The organism is Desulfurivibrio modestus (assembly GCF_044068625.1).
Lineage (GTDB): Bacteria > Desulfobacterota > Desulfobulbia > Desulfobulbales > Desulfurivibrionaceae > Desulfurivibrio.
In genome coordinates, this window is the sequence record NZ_JBIPKH010000010.1 from 1 (window position 1) to 23,351 (window position 23,351).

Sequence of the window (23,351 nt, forward strand, 5' to 3'; positions counted from 1 at the left end):
TGTGAGGGGGGCTGGAGATGATGGAGCCGAAAACTCCGGTTGTTCGGGCAGGTTGGCGGCGAAAATCCGGCAAAATCAGATATTGATGACCGAATCGGCCAGCTGCATGGCGGTGACGATATCCAGCATATTGGTGGTCTCGCCCACCTCTTTTTTCTCGAGCAACTGAAAATGGGTCAGGCAGGTGCCGCACACCATGATATGCACCCCGTCGGCGGCCAGCTCCTTGAGGGCGGGCAGGGCGGCGGCCCCCTCCACGGTCAGGGTCACCCCGGCGTTAACCAGCACCAGGCGCCAGAGATCGGGCCCCATCTCCTTTAAGGTCTTGAGCAAGCTGAGCAGCAGCCCCGCCCCCAGCTCATCATCGCCCCGCCCCAGCCGGTCGCTGGCCACCAGCACCATGATCTTTCTGGGTCCGGAGCCGGGGCGCAGCTCGGCCTCGGGCATGGGCTGGCAGGCCGCTTCCCCCTCGGCGGCAGCGGTGCCGCTGATCCGAAAGAGATCGCCCTGCTCCTCGACCTCGACCTGGTAATGGTGATAGCGCAGAAAACGGCTGACGTTCTCCCGGGCCGCCTGGTTGTCCACCACGACGACCAGACTGGCGGGATGCTCGGCGGCGAGCAGATCCTTGACTTGGGTTACCGGGCCGGGACAGGCCAGTCCCCGGCAATCGAGTTCGCGCGACATAAAAGCTCCTGATCTGAATTTCCGATACTTAAACCGGCTCTTATTCTCCTGCTTTTCGGGGGATCAGGCAAATAGAAAAGAGTGATGAACGACTGGATCAACCATCGGGATTTCCGATGCCAAACCGGTCAGTGGGAAAACAACGCAATCAGGGGGGAGGTACAAAGAAAAAAATGGCGGAGAGAGAGGGATTCGAACCCTCGGTAGAGTTTTTGACCCTACACTCGCTTAGCAGGCGAGCACCATCGGCCAGCTCGGTCATCTCTCCGCAACTTGATAGGAAGCGTGGTGTGTGGCGGAGGAGGTAGGATTCGAACCCACGGTACTTTCGTACAACGGTTTTCAAGACCGCCGCCTTAAACCACTCGGCCACTCCTCCAAGCAGGGAGAACTATCTACCATTCTCCCGCCCTTATGTCAACGTCTCCAGTGCTTCGGCCAATTTAGCCACCGCCGTTACCTGCAAACCCTTGATCGGCTCCCGGGGGGCATTGGCTTTGGGGATGATCGCCCGCTTGAAGCCGTGCTTGGCCGCTTCGCGCAAACGCTCCTGGCCGTTGAGGACCGGGCGCACCTCGCCGGCCAGCCCCACCTCGCCGAAAACCACCAGATCCCGAGCCAGGGTCCGATTGGCCAGGCTGGAGGCCACCGCCAGCAGCAGGGCCAGATCGGCGGCGGTTTCATTGACCCGCACCCCGCCCACCACGTTGACGAAAACATCGCGATCATAGGTGGCCAGCCGGCCATGGCGGTGGAGTACCGCCAGCAGCAGGCCCAGGCGATTGTTTTCCAGGCCCACCGCCAGCCGTTTGGGAATTTCGGCCCGGCTCTGGTCGACCAGGGCCTGCAACTCCACCAGCAGCGGCCGGCTTCCTTCCCAGAGGACGGTGACCAGGCTGCCCGGGGCCGGCTCGCCGTCACGGGAGAGGAAGATGGCCGAGGGGTTGCTGATCTCCTTGAGCCCCCGGTCGGTCATGGCGAAAACCCCCAGCTCGTTGACCGCTCCGAACCGGTTCTTCACCGCCCGCAGCAAGCGGTAACGGCTGTCCAGATTCCCCTCGAAATAGCAGACCACGTCGATCATATGTTCCAGCACCCGGGGTCCGGCCAGGTTGCCGGACTTGGTGACGTGGCCCACCAGAAAAACGGCGGTGCCGCTCTGCTTGGCAAAGCGGGTGAGCAGGGCGGCGGACTCCCGCACCTGGGCAACGCTGCCCGGGGCCGAGGCCAGGGCGCCCACCTGCATGGTTTGAATGGAGTCGATCACCAGGACCCGGGGCTTGACCTCGGCGGCGGTGGCCAGGATATTTTCGATCACCGTTTCGGCCAGCAGCAGCATGCCGTTATCGGCCAGCCCCAGGCGGCGGGAGCTCATGGCGATCTGGCGGGGGGACTCCTCGCCGGAGACGTACAACACCTTATGTTGGGCGGCCAGGTTGCTGCCCACCTGCAGCAGGGCGGTGCTCTTGCCCACCCCGGGATCGCCGCCCACCAGCACCACCGAACCGGCCACCAGACCACCCCCCAGCACCCGATCCAACTCGGCCAGGCCGGTCCCGATCCGGGGGGTTTCAGCCAGCTCCACCGCTCCGAGCTCCTGCACCGACATCACCGCCCCGCTGTAGCCTCCCAGCCGCGCGTCCGCAGCAGGAGCGGCGGGCCGACTCCCCTCCTCCAGGGTATTCCAGGCCCCGCAGGACACACACTGGCCGGCCCATTTGTTGGTCGCCTCGCCGCAGGCGGAACAGATATAGCTGGTCTTCTTTTTCGCCATTTTGCCGGCCACCTAAACCAGTTGAGAGAGGACTTGATTGGCCAGGGGAAAGGCCCGTTCACTCAGGGCCAGGCGGCCGCCCTCCAGGGTCAGCAGACCCAGATCGAGCAGCCGCGTCAGCATTGTTCCATAATAGGCTTGCGGGGTCAAAGCAAAGCGCCTTTGAAGCTCGGCGATCTCCACCCCTTCAGTCAGCCGCAGCCCCATGATCACCGTCTCCCGGAAGGCCGCTTCCCGACCCAGGGCCTCGGCGGTGGCGTAAGGGGCCTGGCCGGCGGCCAGCAGGCGGCGATAAAGGCCCGGCGCCCGGACGTTGCCGATCCGCAGGCCGTCAAGGCAGGAGAAGGCCGCCGCCCCCAGACCGAGATAGGAGCCGTTCCGCCAGTAGTTCAGGTTGTGGCGGCACTGATAACCGGGCTGACAGTAGTTGGCAACCTCATACTGCTCGTAAACCATGGCCCCCAGCAGTTTTCGGGCCAGCTCCTCCATGGCGGCGCACTGATCATCGTCGGGCAGAGTCTGCTCCCCGGCGGCCAGGCGCCCGACCAGGGGGGTCCCCTCCTCCGGGGTCAACTGATAGATGGCCAGATGGGTGGGCTCGGCCTCCATGGCCGTGGTCAGATCGGCCCGGAACCGCTCGGCGGTCTGGCCGGGCAGGCCGTAGATCAGGTCCAGATTGAAGTTTTCAAAACCGGCCTCGCGGGCCCAGGCGATGGCGGCCAGGGCCGCGGCCCGATCATGGCCCCGGCCCACCGCCTGCAGCAGTTGGTCGTCAAAACTCTGCACCCCGATACTGAGCCGGTTGACCCCGGCGGCGCGCAACCGGCGCAGCCCCTCCCGGCTCAGGGTGTTGGGGTTGCTTTCCAGGCTGATCTCCGGCGGCTCATCCCCTTCGGAACTGAAACGGAAGAGCCGGAACAGCTCGCCAATCAGTTCGGCCAGTTGCTCCGGCGGATAGATGGTGGGAGTGCCGCCGCCGATAAAGAGCGAACCGAAAAGCTGCTCCCGGCTCCAGGGCAACTCGGCCAACTGCCGGGCCTGGGCCAGCACCGCCTTAAGATAGGAGCCGGGCGGCCGGCGGCAGGGCAGAGAGACAAAGGCGCAGTAATCGCATTTGCTGCGGCAGAAGGGGATATGAACGTAAATCCCGGGCCGGGCGGTCAGCCCTGGATGATCGGCTGACATGCTTGGCGGATCTCTTCCATCAGGCCGTGATCGGCAAAACTGTAAGGCCGCTCATCGGCCCCGATAATGCAGTGGTCCAGCAACTGGATCTCGCAGAAGGCCAGGGCCAGAAAGAGATGGCGGGTCAGGCGGCGGTCCTGGGCCGAGGGTTGGGTATTGCCGGAGGGATGGTTATGGGCCAGGATCACGGCGGCGGCCCGGTGTTGCATGGCCAGGGCCACCACCTCGCGGGGATGGACCGAGGCGGCGGTCAGAGTGCCCACCGCCACCTCCTCCAGGGCCAGAATGCCGTAGGAGGCGTCCAGCAGGATCGCCACCAGGGTCTCCCGGCTGAGCCCCCGCAGGGCATGGATCAGGTAGTCCCCCACCTCCCGGCTGGAGCGGAGATACTCCCGCCCCATGAGCCGTTCCCGCAGATAGCGGCGGGCCACCGCCTGGACAAAGTGGAGGGCGAAGGCGTTTTTCGGCCCCACCCCGGCCACCTGCTCCAGTTCGGCCTGGCCGGCATCCAGCACCCGGCTCAGGGAGCCGTCGAAGCGGGCCAGCAAAGCCCGGGCCGGCTCCTTGCAATCCCGCCGGGGGGTGCCCATGGTCAGCAGCAGCTCCAGCATGTCGCTGTCGGTCAGCCCGTCGGCTCCATGGCTTAAAAAGCGATCCCGCAGCCGCTGCCGGTGCCCTTCCCCCTTATGCCGAGCCTCCTGCCCCATGCCTCCCTGCCAGCGCAGCAACCCTGGCTACCCTTTTTGCAGCTCGTTGGTGAAGAGTTGATTGGCCAGTTGGGGGTTGGCCTTGCCCTTGGTCTCCTTCATCAACTGGCCGACGAAAAAGCCCAGCACCTTGCCCTTGCCGGCCCGGAACTGGGCGACCTGCTCGGGATTATCGGCGATGATCCTCTGAACGATGGCGGTCAACTCGCCCTCATCGCTGACCTGGAGCAGGTTTTTCTCCTTGACCACCCTCTCGGGATCGGCCCCGGAGGCCATCATCTCCTCGAAGACGGTCTTGGCGATCTTGCCGCTGATGCTCCCCTGATCCACCATGGTCAGCAGCCGAGCCAGGTTGGCGGGGGTGACCGGACAGCCGGCAAGATCGATCCCCTCCTCCCCTTTCAGCACCCGCATCAACTCGGTCATGATCCAGTTGCTCAACTTTTTGGCCCCGGGATAGAGCGCCAGGGCGCTTTCAAAGTAATCGGCCAGATCCCGGCTGGAGGTAAGCACCTCGGCGTCATACTCTGGCAGCCCCAGCTCCTGGATAAAACGGGTCTTTTTGGCCAGAGGCAGCTCGGGCAGCTCGGCCTTTAGTGCGGCAATCCACTCATCGGCGATCACCACCGGCACCAGATCGGGGTCGGGAAAATAGCGGTAATCGTGGGCCTCCTCCTTGGAGCGCATCGGCAGGCTGATCCCCTTGTCGGCGTCCCAGAGCAGGGTGGCCTGGACCACCGCCTCGCCGTCCAGCAGCAGGTCGCGCTGGCGGCGCTCCTCATACTCCAGGGCCCGCTGGACGTTGCGGAAGGAGTTCATGTTCTTAAGTTCGGTGCGGGTGCCCAGCTTCTCCTCCCCCTTGGGCCGCAGGGAGATGTTGGCGTCGCAGCGGAAGCTGCCCTCCTGCATGTTACCGTCGCAGATCTCAAGATAACGGACAATGGCGTGGAGCTTGCGCAGGTAGGCGGCGGCCTCCTCGGGGGAGCGGATATCGGGTTCGCTGACAATCTCCAGCAGGGGGGTGCCGGCGCGGTTGAGATCGACATAGCTCACCGGCTCCCGCTCGTCGTGGATCAGCTTGCCGGCATCCTCCTCCATATGGATCCGGGTGATCCCGATCTCCCGGGTCTTACCGTCGAGATCGATGCTCAGGCGGCCATGCTCGGCAATGGGCAGGTCAAACTGGGAGATCTGGTAGCCCTTGGGCAGATCGGGGTAGAAGTAGTTTTTGCGGGCGAAAACGTTGCGCTGGTTAATTTGGCAGTCGGTGGCCAGGGCCAGCTTGATGGCAAACTCCACCACCCGCCGGTTGAGCACCGGCAGCACCCCCGGCAGCCCAAGGCAGACCGGGCAGGTATTGCTGTTGGGGGGCCGGCCGAACTCGGTGCTGCAGCCACAGAAAATTTTGCTTCGGGTTTTCAACTGGGCATGCACTTCCAGCCCGATGACGGTTTCAAACTCCATCGCGTTCCTCGCCTAATTTTGTCGACGTCGCAAAAAGCCGCGACGACGACGGGGCACGCCTCGTAACTTGTTGTTTTCGCATGGCCGACCAACACGTTTGGCGGGTTTTTGCGAGGTTGTCAATTTTGCTTCCTTACCCAAACCTGGATCTTGCCCAGCTCCGCCGGCCACTGCTCCCCGCAGCGCACCTCCAGGAACATCCGGAAGAGCTGATCCACGGTGCGTACCGCCATCTCAAAAAGTCCGATCTGATCCAGGATCAGCCCCTCGGCGGCCAGGGGATCGCCATCGTTGCTCGCCCCTTCCGCCCCGATCTCGGTCTTGGGCAGCCGGACATTCTGGAACTCGAAGATCCGGGCCTTGATGGTCAGGCTCCACTCATGGTCGTCCCGCTGGATCCGAATCCGGGCCTGCTCGGGCTTTTTGCCCAAAGCCAGGCCGGCCCGAGCCTCTCGCAGTTCGGTCATCAAGCCCCGGCAAACCACGTTTTCCCGGGTCTCGCCCTCGCCGAACTCCAGCAGCATATGCTTTTCAAAGACCACCAAAATATCCTGGCCGATCTCCGACACCAGCACCGCCCCGCCCCGCTCTTCACTCTTGTACCAGAGCCAGGTTAAAAATTCCTGGCCCAGGAAATGTTTCTCTTCAATCAGGTCAACCAGATCCACCGCCCCAACCTCCTTAGACGAAAATCGCCGGGCTCAGATCGGCCAGGGCGGAATGTTGTTCGGCGGGCAACAGATGCTCGGCGACCAGATAGGGCACCTGGAGCATCACCCCCAACTCGAAGGTTTGCCGGAAAAGCTCCTCGAAACTCTCCTGGGCCTTTTGGTTGGTGGAGAAAAAGAGGATGGTGCCGGCGGCCAGGTTCCAGCAGAGGTCATAAACCGCCGGGGCCGGCAGGGCCTGCTTGAGCAGCTTCAACTCGATATTCTCCTTGATCTCCAGCCGCTGGGCCCGGCTCAGTTTGGGCACCTGGCGCAAAACCTTGAGCCGCTCCTCCTCCTTGAGGCAGAACTTGCGCAGAATCTTGGCCGCCACCTTGCGCTCGTCGATCCGCATGCTCAGGATCAGGTGATCGCCCACCGCGTAGGGGGCCCGGCTGAAATCGCTGTCAAACATGCTGGCCACCGACACCCAGCCGATGGAGCGCTCATCATAGGTTTCGTCGATATCGCGAAAACTGTGGGCGGCGATCCGCTCGGCGGCGAAATCCCAGAAATTTTCCGGCAACGGCCCCTCCACCGCGTAACGAACAAAGCCGGCGGAGCGTGCTAAAAGTCCCATAAATATCTTCCCGTTATGATATAAAAGTGTAAAGTCGGTCCTGCGGGCCACGGCAGACAATAGCAGACCACCCGGCGGCCGACAAGCACTTTCCCGGCCGGCGTTGGCCAGAAAAAACGTGGCCAGCGGCAAGCTTGGACTTGACAGCCGGGTCTCGCTGTTGTAAAAAAGGCCCTCTTTGCAAGGGGGTCGTTAACTCAGTCGGTAGAGTATCTGCCTTTTAAGCAGAGAGTCGTTGGTTCGAATCCAACACGACCCACCATTCGAGCCAGGCAGCACTTTTGTCCCCATCGTCTAGTCAGGTCCAGGACACCGGCCTTTCACGCCGGCAACACCGGTTCAAATCCGGTTGGGGACGCCACCATATGGAAAGGGGTTGGCCGTTTACGGCCAACCCCTTTTTTTTCGTTTCAGGCCTTGATGTCGATGAGCTGGCGGGAGGCGGAACCGGTCGCCTTTTCCAGCGCGGCCTTCAGAGCCGGCAACAGCGGCTCGCCCCCCACCCGGCAGCGCAGAACCGACTGGTAGCCCAAAGCGGCCAACCGTTCCCGCAACTCCCCCAGGCGCCCCCGCAGAAAACGGGCGGTCTCGGGGTCGGCCAGAAAAAAATCCCCCTCCAGCCGTTCCCGGCGCACCCGCACCTGGAGCTGCAACTCCCCCAGCCGGCTCATCTCCAGAAAAAAGACCAGGGAAGATGACTCCTCGCCCTCTTCGCCGGCCTCACCCCGACTGAGCAGCCAACTGCCGGCCCCGGCATCGAGGGCGAAAAAACAGGGCAGCAGCCAGAAGGGGGGCTGACCGGGTGGGGGGGGCTGTTCATTCATGGTGACCAGGGCCTCCAACACCCCACCGGCCCGGGCCAGGCCGGCCAGGGCCTCCCGCAGCGAAGCGGCCGGGGGCGAAGCGCCATCTTCCGCCAAGGCGGGTTGCGGCGGGGCACCCGCCCCGGCGACCAGGGCCTGCAACCGGCCCGCCAGATTGGGCAGCGGCCCCCGGCCGGCGAGGACGGCTTCCCCTCCCCGCAGCATGGTCAGCAGGCGGACAATTTTTTCCGGTTCCGGCTCCGAGCCCAAAAACAGCCGGGCCAGAAGCGCGGTCGGATCACCCTCGCCGGCGGCGGGCCCGCCAGGAAGAGACGGGGTGGCGAGACCGGTCGCCGGCAGCGACCGGCCCAACAGGGACAACAAAGTCCCCAGGCGATTCAGATCCTGCAGCCCACCGGAAGCCTGCTGCAGGAAGCGCTGAACCCCGCCCTGCTTGTCGGCCAGGGCCAACCGGGGATCTTGGCCGCCCTGACGCACCTCGAACCAGAACTCGCGGCCGGGGGGCAAGGGCACCGTGCTCCGAGCCTCGATCCGTTGGCCAGCCAGGTCCAGCACCAGCCGGCCGTCGGCCCCGGCGCTCACCACCCGCCCCCGCAACAGCGCCCCCTGCTCCAGATTGGCTTGGGGCGCCACCGGTTTAACCGCCGCCGGGCCACCCCCATCGCCGCGGCCGCCGGCCGGCCTGGGGGTCGGAAGCAAATCGCCGATCTTGATCATTGGAGGGGAACTTTAACCGTGGCTTCCATGCCGCCGCTTTTGGCGGTTTTGAGGGCAAACCGGCCCCCGTGGGCTTCCACAATCTTTTCCACCAGGGTCAGCCCCATGCCGGTGCCGTAGGTCTTGGTGGTGAAGAAGGGGTCACGCACCCTTTCCACCTGGGAGGAGGCCATCCCCGCCCCGGTATCCCGAATCCGGATCACCGCCATCCCCTCCTCCTCAGCCACCTCCAGGGTCAGCTCGCCACCCTCGGGCATGGCCTCGATGCTGTTTTTAACCAGATGGAGAAAAACCTGGCGCATCTGGCGCTCATCGACATTGGCCGTCACCCCCCCCTCGGGGCAGATCACGTTCCAGGCGATGAGCTGGCGGGTCAGCTCGTGCTGCAACAGCAAAATGGTCTTCTTGACCAGGCCGCAGAGCATCACCGGCCGTTTCTCCACCTTGTCCTGGCTGACGAAATCGTAAAGATCGGTGAGGGTGGACTCCAGGCGGGCGGTCTCCTTGGTGATCACGTTGATATATTTAAGCCAGCTCTCATCGCTGGTTTTTTTGGCCAGAATCCGGGAAACCCCGCCGATGGAGGTGATGGGGTTGCGGATGGTGTGGACCAGCTGGGCCGCCATCTGGCCCAGGGCCGAATAGCGTTCCGCCTCCACCAGCAGATCCTTGCTGCGGTTCAACTCCTCGTAGGTTGCCTCCAGTTCGGAAATCTTGTGCTGCATTTCGCGATAGAGATGGCTCTGCTCGATGGCCATGCTGGCCTGGCTGGCAAAGAGTTCAAGGGCGCTGACATGGACGCTGGTGATGGGGCGCCGGGTCACATAGTTGTCGGCGACAATCACCCCGAAGGCCCGCCCCGGCGAATAGAGGGGCACCACCACAAAGGTGTCCTCGCCGAGGATTTCGATCAACTGATGGGGCACCGGCAGGGGCTCCCCCTCGGGCAACTGGACCCCATTGCCGTTAGCCTTGCCGTTGGCCCAGTTCTTGGCCAGCAGAATGGGCACCCCGCCGTTTTCCGGTCCGACCAGAATGCTGCGCCGGCTTTCCACCGCCCTGATCAGGAGATTTTCCCTCTCGGTGGCCGCCACCGTCAACCGGCGGACAATACCGTTAACCGCCGTATCGCCCCGCCGGCAATCTTCGCGGGAGTTGCTGATGATCTGACTGAAATCCATCTCCCGCTCCCGCATCTCCCCCCAGATCTGGCCGGCCTCCTCCCGACAGCCGGGGCCGGTGGCCATATGGCCCCGCAACTCCCGCAGCTGGTCGTCGAACATCGCCAGAAAAGCCCGGTTGAAACCCAGTCCTTCATGGGCGGTGATTCCCACCAGCACCGCCCGCAGGATCTCGTCCAACTCCACGGTGCTGAGATAGACGCTGTTCATTTTGAGGGAAAGCTGATGGAGCAGGCGCAGGCGGAAATGGGCTTCCTCCAGCTCCTCCTGGTATTTGCGGTTTTCCAGGATCAGGCGCCGCTTTTCCAGGGCCTTGCGGGCCACATGAAAGATCTGCTCCAGGCCGGCGGGCTTGGAGATATAGTCGGTGGCCCCCTTGCGCATGCACTCCAGGGCCACCTCCAGATCGGCGACCCCGGTCAGCATCACCACGGCCAGGTCGGGGTCCTTTTCAACCAGTTGGGGGAGCAAAGTCACCCCATCGGTATCGGGCAGCCCGATATCGAGCAGCACCAGGGCCACCTTGCGCTCGGCCAGTCGGTTCATCAGGCCGGCCGCGGTGCCGCTCTCCTCGGCGGGCAAACCCGCCATGGCGAAAAAGTCGCGCACCGGCTCGCGAATGGCGGGATCGTCATCAACAATCACCACGATCTCCCCCGGCTGGAGCAACTGCTCCAGGGAGAGGGAGACGTGCTGTTGAAATCCGGCCACCGAAGTCATCACCATGAAAAAACCACCACCTGTAATTTCCCAAAAAACCTAAGAACCCGTTATCGGGCGGGTTGTCGTGGCCGCAAACAGGTATCACATGCTATGCGGCCCGCCCCGCCCCTGTCAAGGTAAAGATCGGCAAAGCCGGGCGGGAGCCCGGTTTCAGGCCCTGATCCGCTCCTCGGCCAGCATTTTATCAAAAAAATGGAGCAAAAAATCACGCTGGGCCGGTTCGGCATAGCCGATACAGGAGCAGTGCAGCCGGCCGGAGCTGCGAACCAGCAGCTCAAACACCAACCTTTTCTCGGTCAGTTCAACCCCCAGGTAAAACGGGGCGCACTCCTCGTGCCCCTGCTGGGCCGCCCCCCAGAGCTCCGGGGGCAGCTCCAGCCAGAAGAGTCCGGGTAGCGGGCCGGGCTTCAGATTTCGCTTGAGGTAACTTTCCAGGTTATGCCACTCTTCCCGGCTGAGTTCATCGATCACCAGCTGACGCATCGTTCGCTCCTTATAATCAATCAGTTATATTAATCAACAAAGTCTCTCACCTTAACCGAGCCGGCGCCGAAAAACGAGCCCCCTTTTCCGGGCCGGGTTTACGGCTTGACACCCCCGGCCCGCTCCCGGTATTTTCCGATAACCGCTCGACTTGACCAACCCCAGCCCGGCAAGGAGGAGTTCATGGCCGACAACTGCCTGTTCTGCAAAATCATCAGGGGTGAAATCCCCGCCGACAAACTCTACGAAGACGACCAGCTGCTGGCCTTCCGCGATATCGCCCCCCAGGCGCCCCAGCATTTCCTGGTCATCCCCAAAAAGCATGTCAGCGGCCCCGGCGCCCTGGCCCCGGAGGATGAGAAGATGATCGGCGCCCTGGTCCGCAAGGGGGCGGAACTGGCCCGGGAAAACGGGATCACCGACTGCCGCCTGGTGATGAACAACGGGGCGGGGGCGGGCCAGACCGTTTTTCACCTCCACCTGCATGTGCTGGGAGGCCGGCCGCTGAGCTGGCCGCCGGGCTGAGATGACGCCCCCCGTCATCGCCCTGGTCGGCAAGCCCGACTGCGGCAAAACCACCCTGCTGGAGAAACTGCTGCCGGAACTTAGCCGCCGGGGTTACCGGGTTGGAACCATCAAGCACCATGTCCATGAGTTCGCCATGGACACCCCCGGCAAGGACACCTGGCGACACAAGCAGGCCGGAGCCCACACCGTGATGCTCTCCTCCCCCACCGGTATCGGCCTGGTCCGGGATACCGACCACGACCTGGGGGTCGAAGAGCTGGTGACCCGCTATTTCGGCGAGCTGGACCTGGTTCTGGCCGAAGGTTACAAGCGCACCGCCCTGCCCAAGATCGAAGTTTACCGGCGGGCGATCCACCCCGAACCCCTGCCCGATCGCGATGATTCCTGGATCGCCCTGGTCTCCGATATCCCCTTGGCCGGCGGCTTGCCCTGCTTCAGCCCCGATCAGGTGGCGGCCATCGCCGATCTCCTCGAACAACGCTTTCTGCCCCCGGCCAAGCTGCCCATGGCTGCGGCGCCGCCTGCCATCACCCTGACGGTCAACGGCAATCCGATCCCCTTGAACCGCTTCGCCAGCGCCTTTCTCCAGCGGGGCATCCTGGGGATGATCGCCAGCCTGCGGGGCTGCGAGGATCCTCAAACCATCGGCATCAGCATCAACAACCGGCCCGGCAATGAGTGACCCCTCGGTAACGGTCACAGGGGTGATTCTGGCCGGTGGCCGCAGCAGCCGTTTCGGCAGCAACAAGGCCCTGGCCCTCTATCGGGGCCGCCCCCTGATCGAGCATGTGGCCAGGGTCTTGAGCGGGCTGTTTGACCGGCGACTGCTGGTCACCAACTCCCCGGAGGAGTACGCCTTCCTGGGCTGGCCCATGACCGGCGACCTGACCCCCGGAGCCGGCCCCCTGGCCGGAATCGAGGCCGCCTGCGCCGCGATTGAGACCCCCTGGGCCTTTATCACCGCCTGCGACATGCCCCGGCTCGATCCCGAACCGATTCGCCGCCTCTGCGCCCAAGCCGACGACGGGGACGTGGTGCTGCCGGCCCCGAATGGGCAACGGGAACCCCTGCACGCCCTCTATCACCGTCGCATCCTGCCGGAGATCAGCGCCGCCCTGGCCCGGGGGGAGAGACGGATCTCCGATCTGCTGGCCCGCCTGCGGGTCCGGGAACTGAATGCCGCCGAACTGGGGCTGGACTCCCCGGCCCACCGGCCCTTCATCAACATCAACTTCACCCAGGAACTGGAGGCTCTCCAGAATCAGCGCCTCCAGCCCACTTTGGAACAGGCCCAAAGGCTGATTCTGGGCCAGACCCGACCGGGCCCCGGTGAAACCCTACCCTTGGCCGCGGTGCTGGGCCGGATTCCGACGGCACCGGTGCGCGCCCGCCTGGCCGTCCCCTCCTTCCCCCAGGCCTGCCGGGACGGCTACGCCCTGCGAGCCGCCGACACCAGGGCCGCGACCCCCAACCATAAAGTCAGCCTTAACCTCCAGGGAGAGATTGCCGCCGGCCACCGGGGTGGGATTGAACGCCTGGACCGGGGCGGCGCCTACCGGATCATGACCGGCGGCATGGTGCCGGCCGGCGCCGACAGCGTGATCCCCTTCGAGGAGGTCAGCCATGAGGGCGAGCGGCGAATCGAGCTGGCGACACCCTGCCGCCCCGGCACCCACGTCCGGCCGGTGGGCACCGACCTGCGCCGCAACCAGGTGATTGTTCCCGCCGGCTGCCGGATCGAACCCGATCATCTTCCCCGGCTGGCCACCGCCGGGGTCGGCGAGATCGAGGTGTTTGTCCGCCCCCGGGTGGGGCTGCTCTGCACCGGCAGCGAACTGCTGGATGATACCGGCGAAAACCCCGCTCCCGGCAACCTGATCGGCGGCAACCGTTTTCTGCTGGCCGGCCTGATCCGCCGCTGCGGCGCCGAACCGGTGGATCTGGGCACGGTCCCGGACGATGGCCGCAGGATCGCCGCGGCGCTTAGCGTTCACCGGGAGCAGGGGCTGGCTGCCATCATCTCCACCGGCGGCATGGGGCCGGGCAAATACGACCTGGTGGGGCGGGTGCTGGAAAAACTGCGGGCCCCCGTACTCTACCGGGAGCTCAAGGTCCGGCCCGGCAAGGCCACCATGGCGGCCCTGCTGGGCGAGACCCTCTTTTTCGGCCTGCCGGGCCCCCCCCCGGCGGTCCATCTCCTCTTCCATCTCCTGATCGCCCCGGCTCTGCGCCGGCTCCAGGGCGATCGGCGCCCCCGCCCCCAGCTGCTCCGGGCCCGGCTGCTCCACCCCCTGCAAGTTCGCCACCGGGGGGTGATCCACCTGAAAGAGGCAGTGCTGATTCCCCAGGGGGAGCGGTTGACGGTACGTTCACCCCGCCCGGGCGAAGCCCTCAACGGGGTGATGCTGATCCCGGCCCATCGCCGCGCCCTTAAGCGGGGGGAGCTGGTCGGCCTGATCCCCGTCCCCTGAGACCCGGGGCCGGTGGCGTCGTTCTTGATTTATCCTCCCGGCCGTGCTACAAACTTCAACTCGTCCGCCCCAACCCCAACAGGAGCACCGACCATGCTTGAGCTGCGATTTATTCGGGAAAATTTCGCCCTGGTTAAAGAGAAGAGCGCCCTGCGCAACCACGACACCGCCGCCTTGGAGCAGTTTCCGGCCCTGGATCAGCGCCGGCGGGAGATTCTGGCGGAACTGGAGGCGGGGCGCAATCGCCGCAAGAGTGACTCCAGGGCGGTGGGAGAGCTGAAAAAGGCGGGCCGGGAGGCGGAGGCCGCCGCCATGATGGAGGAGAACCGGCAGCTGGCGGAGCGGCTCAAGGAGCTGGAGCAACAGTTGAGCGGGATCGACGCCCGGCTGGAGGAGATCGTGATGAGTACCCCCAACCTCTGCCACGATTCGGTCCCGGTGGGCAATGACGAAAGCGCCAACCTGGAGTACCGCCGCTGGGGCAGCCCGCCCCAATTCGACTTCACCCCCCGGGCCCACTGGGAGCTGGGGGAAGCCGACGGCACCATCGATCTCAACCGGGCCGCCAAGCTCTCCGGGGCCCGCTTTGCCCTGCTGACCGGCTTTGCCGCCCGCCTGGAACGGGCCCTGATCAACTTCATGCTCGATCTCCACACCGAAAAACACGGTTACCGCGAGGTGCTGCCCCCCTTTCTGGTCAATTCGGCCAGCATGACCGCCACCGGTCAGTTGCCCAAATTCGCGACCGACCTCTTCCGGGTGGAGGGGACCGATCTCTGGCTGATCCCCACCGCCGAGGTGCCGGTCACCAACATCCACCGCGACGAAACCTTAGCCGAGCATGAGCTGCCGATCCACTACTGCGCCTACACCCCCTGCTTCCGCTCCGAGGCCGGCTCCTACGGCCGGGACACCAAGGGGCTGATCCGCCAGCACCAGTTCGACAAGGTGGAACTGGTCAAGTTCACCACCCCGGAGAACTCCGACCAGGAGCTGGAAAAATTGCTGGCCGACGCCGAAAAGGTCCTCCAGCTCCTGGAGCTGCCCTATCGGGTGGTGACCCTGTGCAGCGGCGATTTGGGCTTTTCCGCCCGCAAGACCTATGATATCGAGGTGTGGATGCCGGCCCAGAACTGCTACCGGGAGATCTCGTCATGCAGTAACTTCGGGGAGTTCCAGGCCCGGCGGGGCGGCATTCGCTATCGCCCGGCCGGAGAGAAGAAGAGCGCCCTGGTCCATACCCTAAACGGCAGCGGCCTGGCGGTGGGGCGCAGCCTGGCCGCCATCTACGAAAACCACCAGCAGGCCGACGGTACCATCCGGCTGCCCGAAGCCCTCAAGCCCTACTTCAGCTCCCGGCTTACTTGAAGATAGAGCGATTGCGGCCCGCTTCCTTGGCCTGGTAAAGATTTTTATCGGCCCGTTCCAGCAGGGCTTCGGGGCTTTCATCGGTCTCAAACTGAGCCACCCCGATACTCATGGTCTTGCGAACCACCTCGCCATCCTCCCGGGGCTGAAACTCCAGGGTGGCGAACCGTTCCCGCAGGCGGTCGGCCAGCCGCAGGGCGGTCTCGCCGTCGGTCTCGGGCAGAATCACCACAAACTCCTCCCCCCCGAAACGACAGGCCAGATCATTAAGCCGCAACGAATCGCGCAGCATCGCCCCCATGACCGCCAAAACCCGATCACCGGCCGGATGGCCATAGGTGTCGTTAAAGTGCTTGAAATGGTCGATATCCATGATCAGCAGGGCCAGGGATTGGCCGTAGCGGCGGGCCCGCTCCACCTCCAGCCCCAGGTGCTGATTGAAGTAGCGTTTGTTGAACAGCCCGGTCAGCTCGTCGACGATGCTCAGCTCTTTGTAGCGCTGCTCACTTTCCTGGAGGGCCTTCTCGGCCAGAACCCGGCTGGTGACATCGGTGATGTGTTCGACGATCCCCACCAAATCGCCGGCCGGCCCCCGAAAAGGGGTGGCCAGGACGTGGTAGTAGGCCGGGCCGTCGGGGCCGGCAAATTCGATCTCGTTTTCCACCTGCTCCGCCCCCTGCTTGATCTGGCGCAGGGGGCAGCTTGGGGTGCCGCAGAGGACGGAGGGGAAGATTTCGTGGCACTTGGCCCCCTCGGCCTGGGCCGCCGTCACCCCGGCCATCCGCAGCAGGGCTTCGTTGTAGCGCAGGATCTCGAAATCGGTGTCGATCAGAAAAATACCACCGGCCACGGTCCGGAAAATCTGGTTGATCTCGATATAGGCCAGGGAAGCCTCGGCAGCCATCTCGTTGGCCTGGGCGATGGCGCATTCCAGCTGGGAATTCAGAGCCTCCAGCTCCTGGCGATGTTTCTCCTCGGCCTGGTGATGCTGCCGCAACTGGCGCATATCCTCACCGATCTCCCGAGCCGCCACCAGCCAGGCCCGGAAGAGCTCCCGCATCACCGGCTTGACCAGGTAGTAGGTAACCCCGGCTCTGAGGGCCTCTTCGATATCCTGGGGCCGATCCTTGATGGTTACCATCAGGATGGTGACGTAGCGGCCGATCTCGCTGGCCCGGATCTTGCCGGCCAGACTGACCCCGTTCATCCCCTTCATGATCCAGTCCAGCACCACGATCCGGGGCTGATGGCGCTGAAACGCCTCCCAGCCGCACTCCCCGTCGGGGCAGGTGAAGACCTGGTACCCCTCCTCTTCGGCCACGGTGGAGAGAATCCTGCGGCAGACCGGGTCATCCTCAACAATCAGCAACGGCTCGGGGACTTTCTGGGCCAAGGCTACCCTCCTTCCGAACGATTTTCCAGGGCCAACTCCAGCAGGCGATCCAGCAGGGCGCCGAAACCGAGACCGGCAGCGGCGGCCGCCTGGGGCAGAAGACTGGTGGGGGTCATCCCCGGGATGGTGTTGGTTTCCAGGATATAGAGGCCGTCGCCGGCCAGAATCATGTCGGTGCGGCTGTAGCCCCTCAGACGCAGGGCGCCGTGGGCCAGGCAGGCACAACGTTGGGCCTCGGCGGCGATCTCCGGCGGCAGCTCGGCCGGGCAGATCTCCCGGCTGGCCCCGGGTTGATACTTGGCCTGGTAATCGAAAAAACGGAAGGTTTCACCGGGAATAATCTCCACGATGGGCAGGGCGATCAGCTCCCGGTTGCCCAGCACCCCACCAGTCAGCTCCCGGCCACGGATAAACTGCTCCACCATCACCTGGTCATCGAAAGCGAAAGCGCGGGCCAGGGCCGGAGCCAACTCCTCCTCCCGGTCGACGATGCTCATGCCCAGACTGGAACCCTGGCGAACCGGCTTGACCACCACCGGGAGAGGTAATTGGGCCAGCAGCCGCCGGGGATCGTCCCGATCGGCCGCCACCGCCATCTCCCAGGCCGGCACCCGCAACCCGGCCAGGCGATAGAGCTGCTTGGCCAGATCCTTGTCCATGGCCAGGGCGCTGCCCAGCACGCCACTGCCCTGGTAGGGAATCTCCAGCAGATCGAGAAAGCCCTGCACCGTGCCATCCTCGCCCAGGGGGCCATGGAGCAGGATAAAGGCGACATCGATGCCCCGGGAACCATCGGGCCCCGGCGCCGCGTCGGCAGCCAGCCGGGCCAAATCGGTGGCCGGATCATAGCGGCGGACCTGGTAGCGGCTTGGATCCAAGGCCTTTTCCACTTCCGCCGCCCCGGCCAGGGAAACCTCCCGCTCCCCGGAACGGCCGCCGGCCAAGAGGGCCACTCGAATTTTTTTCTGTTCCGTCATCATCTCTTCGTTACTGTTGGCAGGTTGGTAAACATCGCTGATTATATTCACAGAGTGGATCACAACACTAGTACTCCTTTTGCTTTTGTCCACTTTTTTTTAGGCCGGCGCCACGCTCCCCCAGCCGGCCCACTTGCGGCAATCGGTCGCGGCGGGCCAGCTCAGGGCTGATCGGGGAAAAAAACCGTATCCTGGCGGGGATTGAGTCCTCCGGCCCTGGTGGGCAGAAAGACCACCACCCCCCCGCTCCCGGCTCCCGGCTCCAGCTCCTTGAGGGCGGCGGCGGAAAAGGGGGCGAATACTCCACGCTTGAAAAAGGCGCTCCGGGTCCGCGAGCTGAAATGGGGGGGCAAATTGTCCGGCAACCGCCGCCAGAGCCGGTCTTGGGCTTTTTTGAGCCAGGCCGCCCCGCCATCATCCGGCGCCGGCCCTTCCTTGCAAGCAACATCCGGCAGCAGGTGAAAAGGCAGGCGGCGGTGCCCGCAGGCCAGCCAGTCAAAGCGCTGCAGCTCTTCAAGCAGTCCGGCGTCGGGCCGGGACTGGCAACAGCAGGCCAGCAGCTCACTCAACAGCTCCTGGGTTCGGGCCCGTTCAAAAAAACGGCGGCCTTGGCAAACGGCGGCCAGTTCCAGAAAAAAGGCGGCCGGATCGGGCTCCCGGTCCAGCAGATAGCCCAGGGTAACCTGAAAATAGCGGGGGTTGTAAAAGGCCTCGATCACCTCCCCCAACCGGTAGAGCTCGGCCAGTTGCCCCTGGTTCAGCCAACGGGTGGCCAGCACCGGATAGGGAGGAGCCTGGCAGCAGCGCAGCCCGAACTCCTCCCGTTGCCGGGCCAGGGGGGTATCGGGCAGTACTTTCAGTAAACCCAGCTGCAACTGCTGGGGCCTGAGGGCCAGAATCCGGTTAAGGGAGTGCAAATAGGTGGCCCACTCTTCAAAAGGCAACCCCAGGATCAGATCCAGGTGGAGATGGATATTGCCGGCGGCCCGCAGACGACCGATGGCGCTAGCGGCCCGCTCCAGGTCCGGGTTGCGATTGACCGCCGCCAGACTGGCCGGGTTGAAGGACTGGAGGCCGATCTCAAACTGAAAGAGGCCCGGCGGCACCGTGGCCAGCCAGGCCAGGGCCTCGTCACTGAAAAGGTCGGGGGCGATCTCGAAATGGAAGAGGGTGGCGGGATGGCCGGCGGCAAGGGCAGCGGCGCTGTTGGCCGCCAAAAAACGCCAGATCGCCAGGGCCCGCTCCGGGGGGGCGTTGAAGGTGCGATCGACAAAACGGATCACCGGCGGGTGGCAGCTTAGCAGCAGCTCCAGCTCCTGGAAAACCTGGGCTAAAGGCAGGGCGGCAACCCCCCGCCGGGCCGCGGAGAGGCAGTAGGAGCAACCGAAGGGGCACCCCCGGGAGGACTCATAGTAGATATGGCGGTTTTTGAGGCCCTCGCCCCAATCCTCCCGCCGGTAGGGCATGGCAAAGGGGGCCTGGGGGTCGGCCTGGTAGGCCGGGGCCGGGCGCCCCGCCGCCAGATCGGCGAAAAACTCAAGGGGCAACCCCTCCACCGGCCCCCGGGCCACACTGAAGCCGGGGCGGGCCGGCAGATCCAGATGGGGGGCTTGGGGCCCCCCCACCACCAGCGACAATCCCGGCCGCGCCTGGGCCAGATCGAGCAGCAACCGCCGGGTAAAGTCGGCATTCCAGACGTAAACCGAAAAGAGCAGGGCGGCGGGATCCCCCTCCAGCAGCCGCAACAGGGTTTCATAGTAGGGATCGTTGATGGTGAGCTGGGCCATCTCCAGCCGGGCGGCAGGCAGCCGGGCGGCCAGGGCTTCCCGCAGATAAAAGAGGGATGGGGAGGAGTGGACAAAACGAGCGTTGAGCGCGACCAGGCGGATTAGCATTGTTTTTCCGGCGAAGACCAGGTAAAAAGGGGAGGATTAAATGGTCATCATACCGGCGGCGACGGCTCTTGACAAGCCTTCGCTCATCCAAGCGAGCAAACCCCGCGTCAGTCACAGCCAGCGATAAAAGCAACCATGCTCCCCTACCCCCAAATCGACCCGATCATTTTCCAGCTGGGCCCCCTGGCCGTGCGCTGGTACGGGATGATGTATGTCCTGGGCTTCATTGCCGCCTATTTTCTGGTGCGCTACCAGTTCCGGCGCTACCCCCATCCCGGCCTGGAGCGCAACTTCGACAACCTCAACCTGGTGCTGATCGCCGGCCTGATCATCGGCAGCCGCCTGGGTTACGTCTTTTTCTACCACTTTAGCTATTACCTGGAGCATCCCCTGGAGATTTTCGCCACCTGGCAGGGGGGGATGTCCTTCCATGGCGGCCTGCTGGGCCTGCTCTTCGGGGGCTGGCTTTTTTGCCGCCACAGCGGCCTGCCCTTCCTCCGCACCACCGACGCCTATATGGTGGCCGCCCCCATCGGCCTGGGCCTGGGCCGGCTGGGCAACTTCATCAACGGCGAGCTCTACGGCCGGGTCAGCGAAGTGCCCTGGGCCATGATCTTCCCCGACGGCGGTCCCCTGCCCCGCCACCCCTCCCAGCTCTACGAGAGCTTCCTGGAGGGCTTGGTGCTCTTTATCATCATGTGGCTGGCCCTGGGCCGCTACTGGCGGCACAACTGGCCGGCTGGCAGTCTGGCGGCCCTTTTCCTGATGGGTTATGGGACCATGCGCTTCATCGTGGAATTTTTCCGGGAACCCGACGCCCAACTCGGCCTCTTCCTCGACCTGTTCTCCATGGGCCAGGCCCTAAGCGCCCTGATGATTCTGACCGGCCTGACCCTCTGGTTTGCCCTGCGACGGAGATCCTGATTATGCTGCCGCAACTTTGCCGGCGCTTGCGCCTTGTCCTCTTCCTTTTAACCGCAACCCTGGCCCTTACCATGACAAACAGCGACAGTAGCGCCGCCAGCCAGCTGGCCCCCCATCTCTACAAGGAAAAACTTGCCAACGGCCTCACCGTGATCACACGGGAGACCCCGGACACCGGGGTGGCCACCGTCCAGATCTGGGTGGGGGCGGGCAGCGTTTTCGAGGCTCCCCACGAGGCCGGAATCACCCACCTGATCGAGCATATGATCTTCAAGGGTACCGACCGGCGCGGACCCGGCGAGGTGGCCGGGGCCATCGAGGCCCTGGGGGGGCGAATCAACGCCTATACCAGTTTCGAGCACACGGTCTATCACGCCACCCTGGACGCCCGCCATTGGGCGGCGGCCATGGAGGTGCTGGCCGACGCGGTGCTCAACTCCCTGTTCGATCCCGAAGAGCTGGAGCGGGAAAAGCCGGTGATCTTCGAGGAGATCAGAATGCGGCGGGACCGCCCGGAGATTCACCTTTTCCAGGAGATGATGGCCCGGGCCTATACCACCCACCCCTACCGGCTGCCCATCAGCGGCACCCAGGAGAGCGTGGCGGCCATCAGTCGCGACGATATTCTGGCCTATATGGAGCGCCACTACCACCCGGAAAATTTCACCATCGTGGTGGTGGGCGACCTGCAAGCGGAACAAGTCCTGGCCCACAGCCGCCGGCTCTTCGGCGATCTGCCCGCCCGGCCGGAAGCGGTGGAGCGCGACCTGCCCCAGGAGCCGATCCCCGAGGAGCACCGCTTTTTCCTGGAGGAGCAGGAGATCAACCAGACCCATCTGGCCCTGGCCTTTCCCGTTCCCGCCTTCAAGCACCCCGACAGCGCCGCCTTGAGCGTGCTGGCCCAGATCCTGGGCCAGGGCGAAGCCTCCCGGCTCAACGAACGACTGCGCCATGAGTTGGGCCTGGTTTACCGGATCAGCAGCTCCCTGTTCAGCTCCCGCGATCCCGGCCTGTTCCAGGTCGGAGCCACCCTGGACGCGGCCAAGGCCCCGGAGCTCCTCCGGGAGATCCTGACCTCCCTCTTCACCCTGCGCCATTTTCCAGTGGGCGAGGAGGAGCTGGAGCGGGCCCGCCGCAACCTGGAGGCGGATTTCGTCTTCAATCTGGAACGGGCCGAGGGGATGGCCCGGGTGATGGGCTCCTTTGAACTGCTCACCGGCGACCCTCGCGAGCATGACTACCTGGAGCGACTCCGGGCCGTGGAGGCCGCCGACATCCAGCGAGTGGCCGCCACCTATTTCCAGGAAACCCGGCTGACCGCCGGCCTGCTGGCCCCCCGTGATTCCGGAATCGAGCTGGACCAGACGGGAATGGGGGGGATCATCGCCGCCGCCGCGGCCGTCGCCCGCCAAAAAGCGCCCCGGGAGAGCCGGGATCTGACCCTGCCCCTCCACACCCACCGTTTTGAACTGGACAACGGCATTACCCTGCTGGTCCGGGAGCAACGGGAGGTCCCGACGGTGGCGATACGGGCGGTGTTTCCCGGCGGCCTGCACGGGGAAACCCCGCTGACCAACGGCGCCTTCGCCTTTCTGGCCGAACTGCTGCCCCGGGGGGCCGGGGAGCTGGACGCCCGTCAGATGGCCCGGGCCGTGGCCGACCTGGCCGGCGAGCTTGAAGGGTTCAACGGCCGTAACACCTTCGGGGTCAAGGGCGATTTCCTGGCCCGCTTCTTCGATCAGGGGCTGATCCTGTTGCGGGATGTGCTGCTGGAGCCGGCCTTCGACCCGGAGGAGGCAGAAAAGATCCGGGCCGAGCTGCTGGCGGAACTGCGCCGCCAGGAAGATTCCCTGCCGTCGGTGGGTTTTCGCGAATTCAACCGGGCCCTGTTCCGCGGCCATCCCTACGCCCTGAACACCCAGGGCAATGCCGCCTCCCTGAAAGGGCTGCGGCTGGGCACCCTGCGGGAGATCTACCGGCAGCACGCCCGGCCCGACAAACTGGTCCTGGCGGTGGTGGGCGACGTGGATGCCCAGGGGGTACGCCTCCAGGTGGAGCAACTGTTCGGCCACTGGCAAGCCCCGGCAACGGAGGCGGGGCCGGTGCGGGAAAGTCTGCTGGCCCCGGAACCGCCGGCCCGGCCGGAGATCATCAACCTCAGCCGCGACCGGGAGCAGGTCCATATCGTCCTGGGTTTTCTGGGTACCACCCTGGATAATCCCGACCGCTACCCCCTGGAGATCCTGGATCAGGTCCTCTCCGGCCAGAGCGGGCGGCTGTTCACCGAGCTGCGTGATCGGCGCAGCCTGGCCTACAGCCTCTCCTCATTCTCCCTGCTGGGGACCGATACCGGGGCCTTCGGCATCTATATCGGCACCAGTCCCCAACGCCGGGATGAGGCAATTTCCGAGATCTGGGGCCAACTCTACCGGGTCCGCAACGAACCGATCAGCGCCGAGGAGCTGGACCGGGCCCGCAACGTCCTGGTGGGCAACTACCGCCTGGGCCTGCAGAGCAACGGCGCCCGGGCCATGGAGATGGCCCTCAACGAAACCTACGGCCTGGGGCTTGATTTCGCCCAACGTTATCAGAGCTACCTGGAGGCGGTCACCCCCGACCAGGTGCAGGCAACGGCGCGGCGCTATCTGCAGCCGGAACGCTATGTCATGATTACCGTGGGAAATTCCGGCGCTGAGCGGGAGCAGGGACCAGCTGCGGAAGCGGCCGCCGGGGAACCTGATCAACCGATCAGCGAACAGTAGA

Annotated in this window: 19 protein-coding genes and 4 tRNA genes; 8 read left to right on the forward strand and 15 right to left on the reverse strand. The window is 64.6% G+C overall.

Annotation, left to right across the window (positions count from 1 at the left end; translation table 11 throughout):
• Window positions 1–75: 75 nt before the first annotated feature.
• From yedF to rdgC, 9 genes are all read right to left on the reverse strand, one after another.
• Complete coding sequence (gene yedF / locus ACHHRT_RS07650; RefSeq protein WP_395499163.1) at window positions 76–687, reverse strand: sulfurtransferase-like selenium metabolism protein YedF; 612 nt, start codon at window positions 685–687, stop codon at window positions 76–78.
• Between the two features lie 174 nt (window positions 688–861).
• A tRNA-Ser gene (locus ACHHRT_RS07655) sits at window positions 862–955 on the reverse strand.
• 25 nt (window positions 956–980) lie between these two features.
• Window positions 981–1,066, reverse strand: a tRNA-Ser gene (locus tag ACHHRT_RS07660).
• Window positions 1,067–1,099: 33 nt separating this feature from the next.
• Entirely contained in the window at window positions 1,100–2,461 is a 1,362-nt protein-coding gene (gene radA / locus ACHHRT_RS07665; protein ID WP_395499164.1) for a DNA repair protein RadA, read from the reverse strand.
• A gap of 12 nt (window positions 2,462–2,473) precedes the next feature.
• The gene (gene hemW / locus ACHHRT_RS07670) at window positions 2,474–3,646 is read right to left on the reverse strand and encodes a radical SAM family heme chaperone HemW (protein ID WP_395499165.1); all 1,173 of its coding nucleotides are present in this window, start codon (window positions 3,644–3,646) and stop codon (window positions 2,474–2,476) included.
• Window positions 3,622–4,353, reverse strand: coding sequence for a RadC family protein (radC, locus tag ACHHRT_RS07675; protein ID WP_395499166.1), 732 nt, complete (start codon window positions 4,351–4,353; stop codon window positions 3,622–3,624). The genes hemW and radC overlap by 25 nt, the downstream gene beginning before the upstream one ends.
• A 27-nt stretch (window positions 4,354–4,380) precedes the next feature.
• Window positions 4,381–5,817: an Asp-tRNA(Asn)/Glu-tRNA(Gln) amidotransferase subunit GatB gene (gene gatB, locus ACHHRT_RS07680; protein ID WP_395499167.1), complete on the reverse strand. Its 1,437-nt coding sequence runs from the start codon at window positions 5,815–5,817 to the stop codon at window positions 4,381–4,383.
• A gap of 119 nt (window positions 5,818–5,936) precedes the next feature.
• Window positions 5,937–6,485: a hypothetical protein gene (locus ACHHRT_RS07685; RefSeq protein WP_395499168.1), complete on the reverse strand. Its 549-nt coding sequence runs from the start codon at window positions 6,483–6,485 to the stop codon at window positions 5,937–5,939.
• Window positions 6,486–6,498: 13 nt separating this feature from the next.
• Window positions 6,499–7,104 carry a recombination-associated protein RdgC gene (gene rdgC / locus ACHHRT_RS07690; RefSeq protein WP_395499169.1) on the reverse strand — a complete coding sequence of 202 codons (606 nt, stop codon included), beginning with the start codon at window positions 7,102–7,104 and terminating at the stop codon, window positions 6,499–6,501.
• 186 nt (window positions 7,105–7,290) lie between these two features.
• On the opposite strand from rdgC, the gene ACHHRT_RS07695 reads away from it, so the two are divergent.
• Together ACHHRT_RS07695 and ACHHRT_RS07700 are read left to right on the forward strand one after the other, a co-directional pair.
• A tRNA-Lys gene (locus tag ACHHRT_RS07695) sits at window positions 7,291–7,366 on the forward strand.
• Window positions 7,367–7,387: 21 nt separating this feature from the next.
• Window positions 7,388–7,465, forward strand: a tRNA-Glu gene (locus ACHHRT_RS07700).
• Between the two features lie 49 nt (window positions 7,466–7,514).
• On the opposite strand, the gene fliK is transcribed toward ACHHRT_RS07700, so the two are convergent.
• The 3 genes from fliK to ACHHRT_RS07715 all read right to left on the reverse strand — a co-directional run bounded on the left by fliK (window position 7,515) and on the right by ACHHRT_RS07715 (window position 11,032).
• A complete protein-coding gene (gene fliK, locus ACHHRT_RS07705) occupies window positions 7,515–8,645 on the reverse strand; it encodes a flagellar hook-length control protein FliK (RefSeq protein WP_395499170.1) in 1,131 nt (376 codons plus the stop codon).
• On the reverse strand, window positions 8,642–10,552 hold the full coding sequence (locus ACHHRT_RS07710) for a response regulator (protein WP_395499171.1): 1,911 nt from the start codon (window positions 10,550–10,552) through the stop codon (window positions 8,642–8,644). The genes fliK and ACHHRT_RS07710 overlap by 4 nt, the downstream gene beginning before the upstream one ends.
• A 147-nt stretch (window positions 10,553–10,699) precedes the next feature.
• A complete protein-coding gene (locus tag ACHHRT_RS07715; protein ID WP_395499172.1) occupies window positions 10,700–11,032 on the reverse strand; it encodes a hypothetical protein in 333 nt (110 codons plus the stop codon).
• 183 nt (window positions 11,033–11,215) lie between these two features.
• Here ACHHRT_RS07715 and ACHHRT_RS07720 point away from each other — a divergent pair, with 183 nt between their 5' ends.
• The 4 genes from ACHHRT_RS07720 to serS all read left to right on the forward strand — a co-directional run bounded on the left by ACHHRT_RS07720 (window position 11,216) and on the right by serS (window position 15,399).
• Entirely contained in the window at window positions 11,216–11,557 is a 342-nt protein-coding gene (locus ACHHRT_RS07720) for a histidine triad nucleotide-binding protein (RefSeq protein ID WP_395499173.1), read from the forward strand.
• A 1-nt stretch (window position 11,558) separates the two neighbouring features.
• Entirely contained in the window at window positions 11,559–12,242 is a 684-nt protein-coding gene (gene mobB / locus ACHHRT_RS07725) for a molybdopterin-guanine dinucleotide biosynthesis protein B (RefSeq protein WP_395499174.1), read from the forward strand.
• Complete coding sequence (locus tag ACHHRT_RS07730) at window positions 12,235–14,031, forward strand: NTP transferase domain-containing protein (RefSeq protein ID WP_395499175.1); 1,797 nt, start codon at window positions 12,235–12,237, stop codon at window positions 14,029–14,031. The genes mobB and ACHHRT_RS07730 overlap by 8 nt, the downstream gene beginning before the upstream one ends.
• Before the next feature lie 93 nt (window positions 14,032–14,124).
• A complete protein-coding gene (gene serS / locus ACHHRT_RS07735; protein ID WP_395499176.1) occupies window positions 14,125–15,399 on the forward strand; it encodes a serine--tRNA ligase in 1,275 nt (424 codons plus the stop codon).
• Here the strand turns inward: serS and ACHHRT_RS07740 are convergent.
• The 3 genes from ACHHRT_RS07740 to ACHHRT_RS07750 all read right to left on the reverse strand — a co-directional run bounded on the left by ACHHRT_RS07740 (window position 15,392) and on the right by ACHHRT_RS07750 (window position 19,664).
• Window positions 15,392–16,792, reverse strand: coding sequence for a diguanylate cyclase (locus ACHHRT_RS07740; RefSeq protein ID WP_395499177.1), 1,401 nt, complete (start codon window positions 16,790–16,792; stop codon window positions 15,392–15,394). The genes serS and ACHHRT_RS07740 overlap by 8 nt on opposite strands.
• A 2-nt stretch (window positions 16,793–16,794) precedes the next feature.
• Window positions 16,795–17,769 carry a D-alanine--D-alanine ligase family protein gene (locus tag ACHHRT_RS07745; RefSeq protein WP_395499263.1) on the reverse strand — a complete coding sequence of 325 codons (975 nt, stop codon included), beginning with the start codon at window positions 17,767–17,769 and terminating at the stop codon, window positions 16,795–16,797.
• A 161-nt stretch (window positions 17,770–17,930) separates the two neighbouring features.
• A complete protein-coding gene (locus ACHHRT_RS07750; protein ID WP_395499178.1) occupies window positions 17,931–19,664 on the reverse strand; it encodes a B12-binding domain-containing radical SAM protein in 1,734 nt (577 codons plus the stop codon).
• 135 nt (window positions 19,665–19,799) lie between these two features.
• Here ACHHRT_RS07750 and lgt point away from each other — a divergent pair, with 135 nt between their 5' ends.
• Entirely contained in the window at window positions 19,800–20,588 is a 789-nt protein-coding gene (lgt, locus tag ACHHRT_RS07755; RefSeq protein ID WP_395499179.1) for a prolipoprotein diacylglyceryl transferase, read from the forward strand.
• Between the two features lie 2 nt (window positions 20,589–20,590).
• Entirely contained in the window at window positions 20,591–23,350 is a 2,760-nt protein-coding gene (locus ACHHRT_RS07760; protein ID WP_395499180.1) for a M16 family metallopeptidase, read from the forward strand.
• Window position 23,351: the final 1 nt, after the last annotated feature.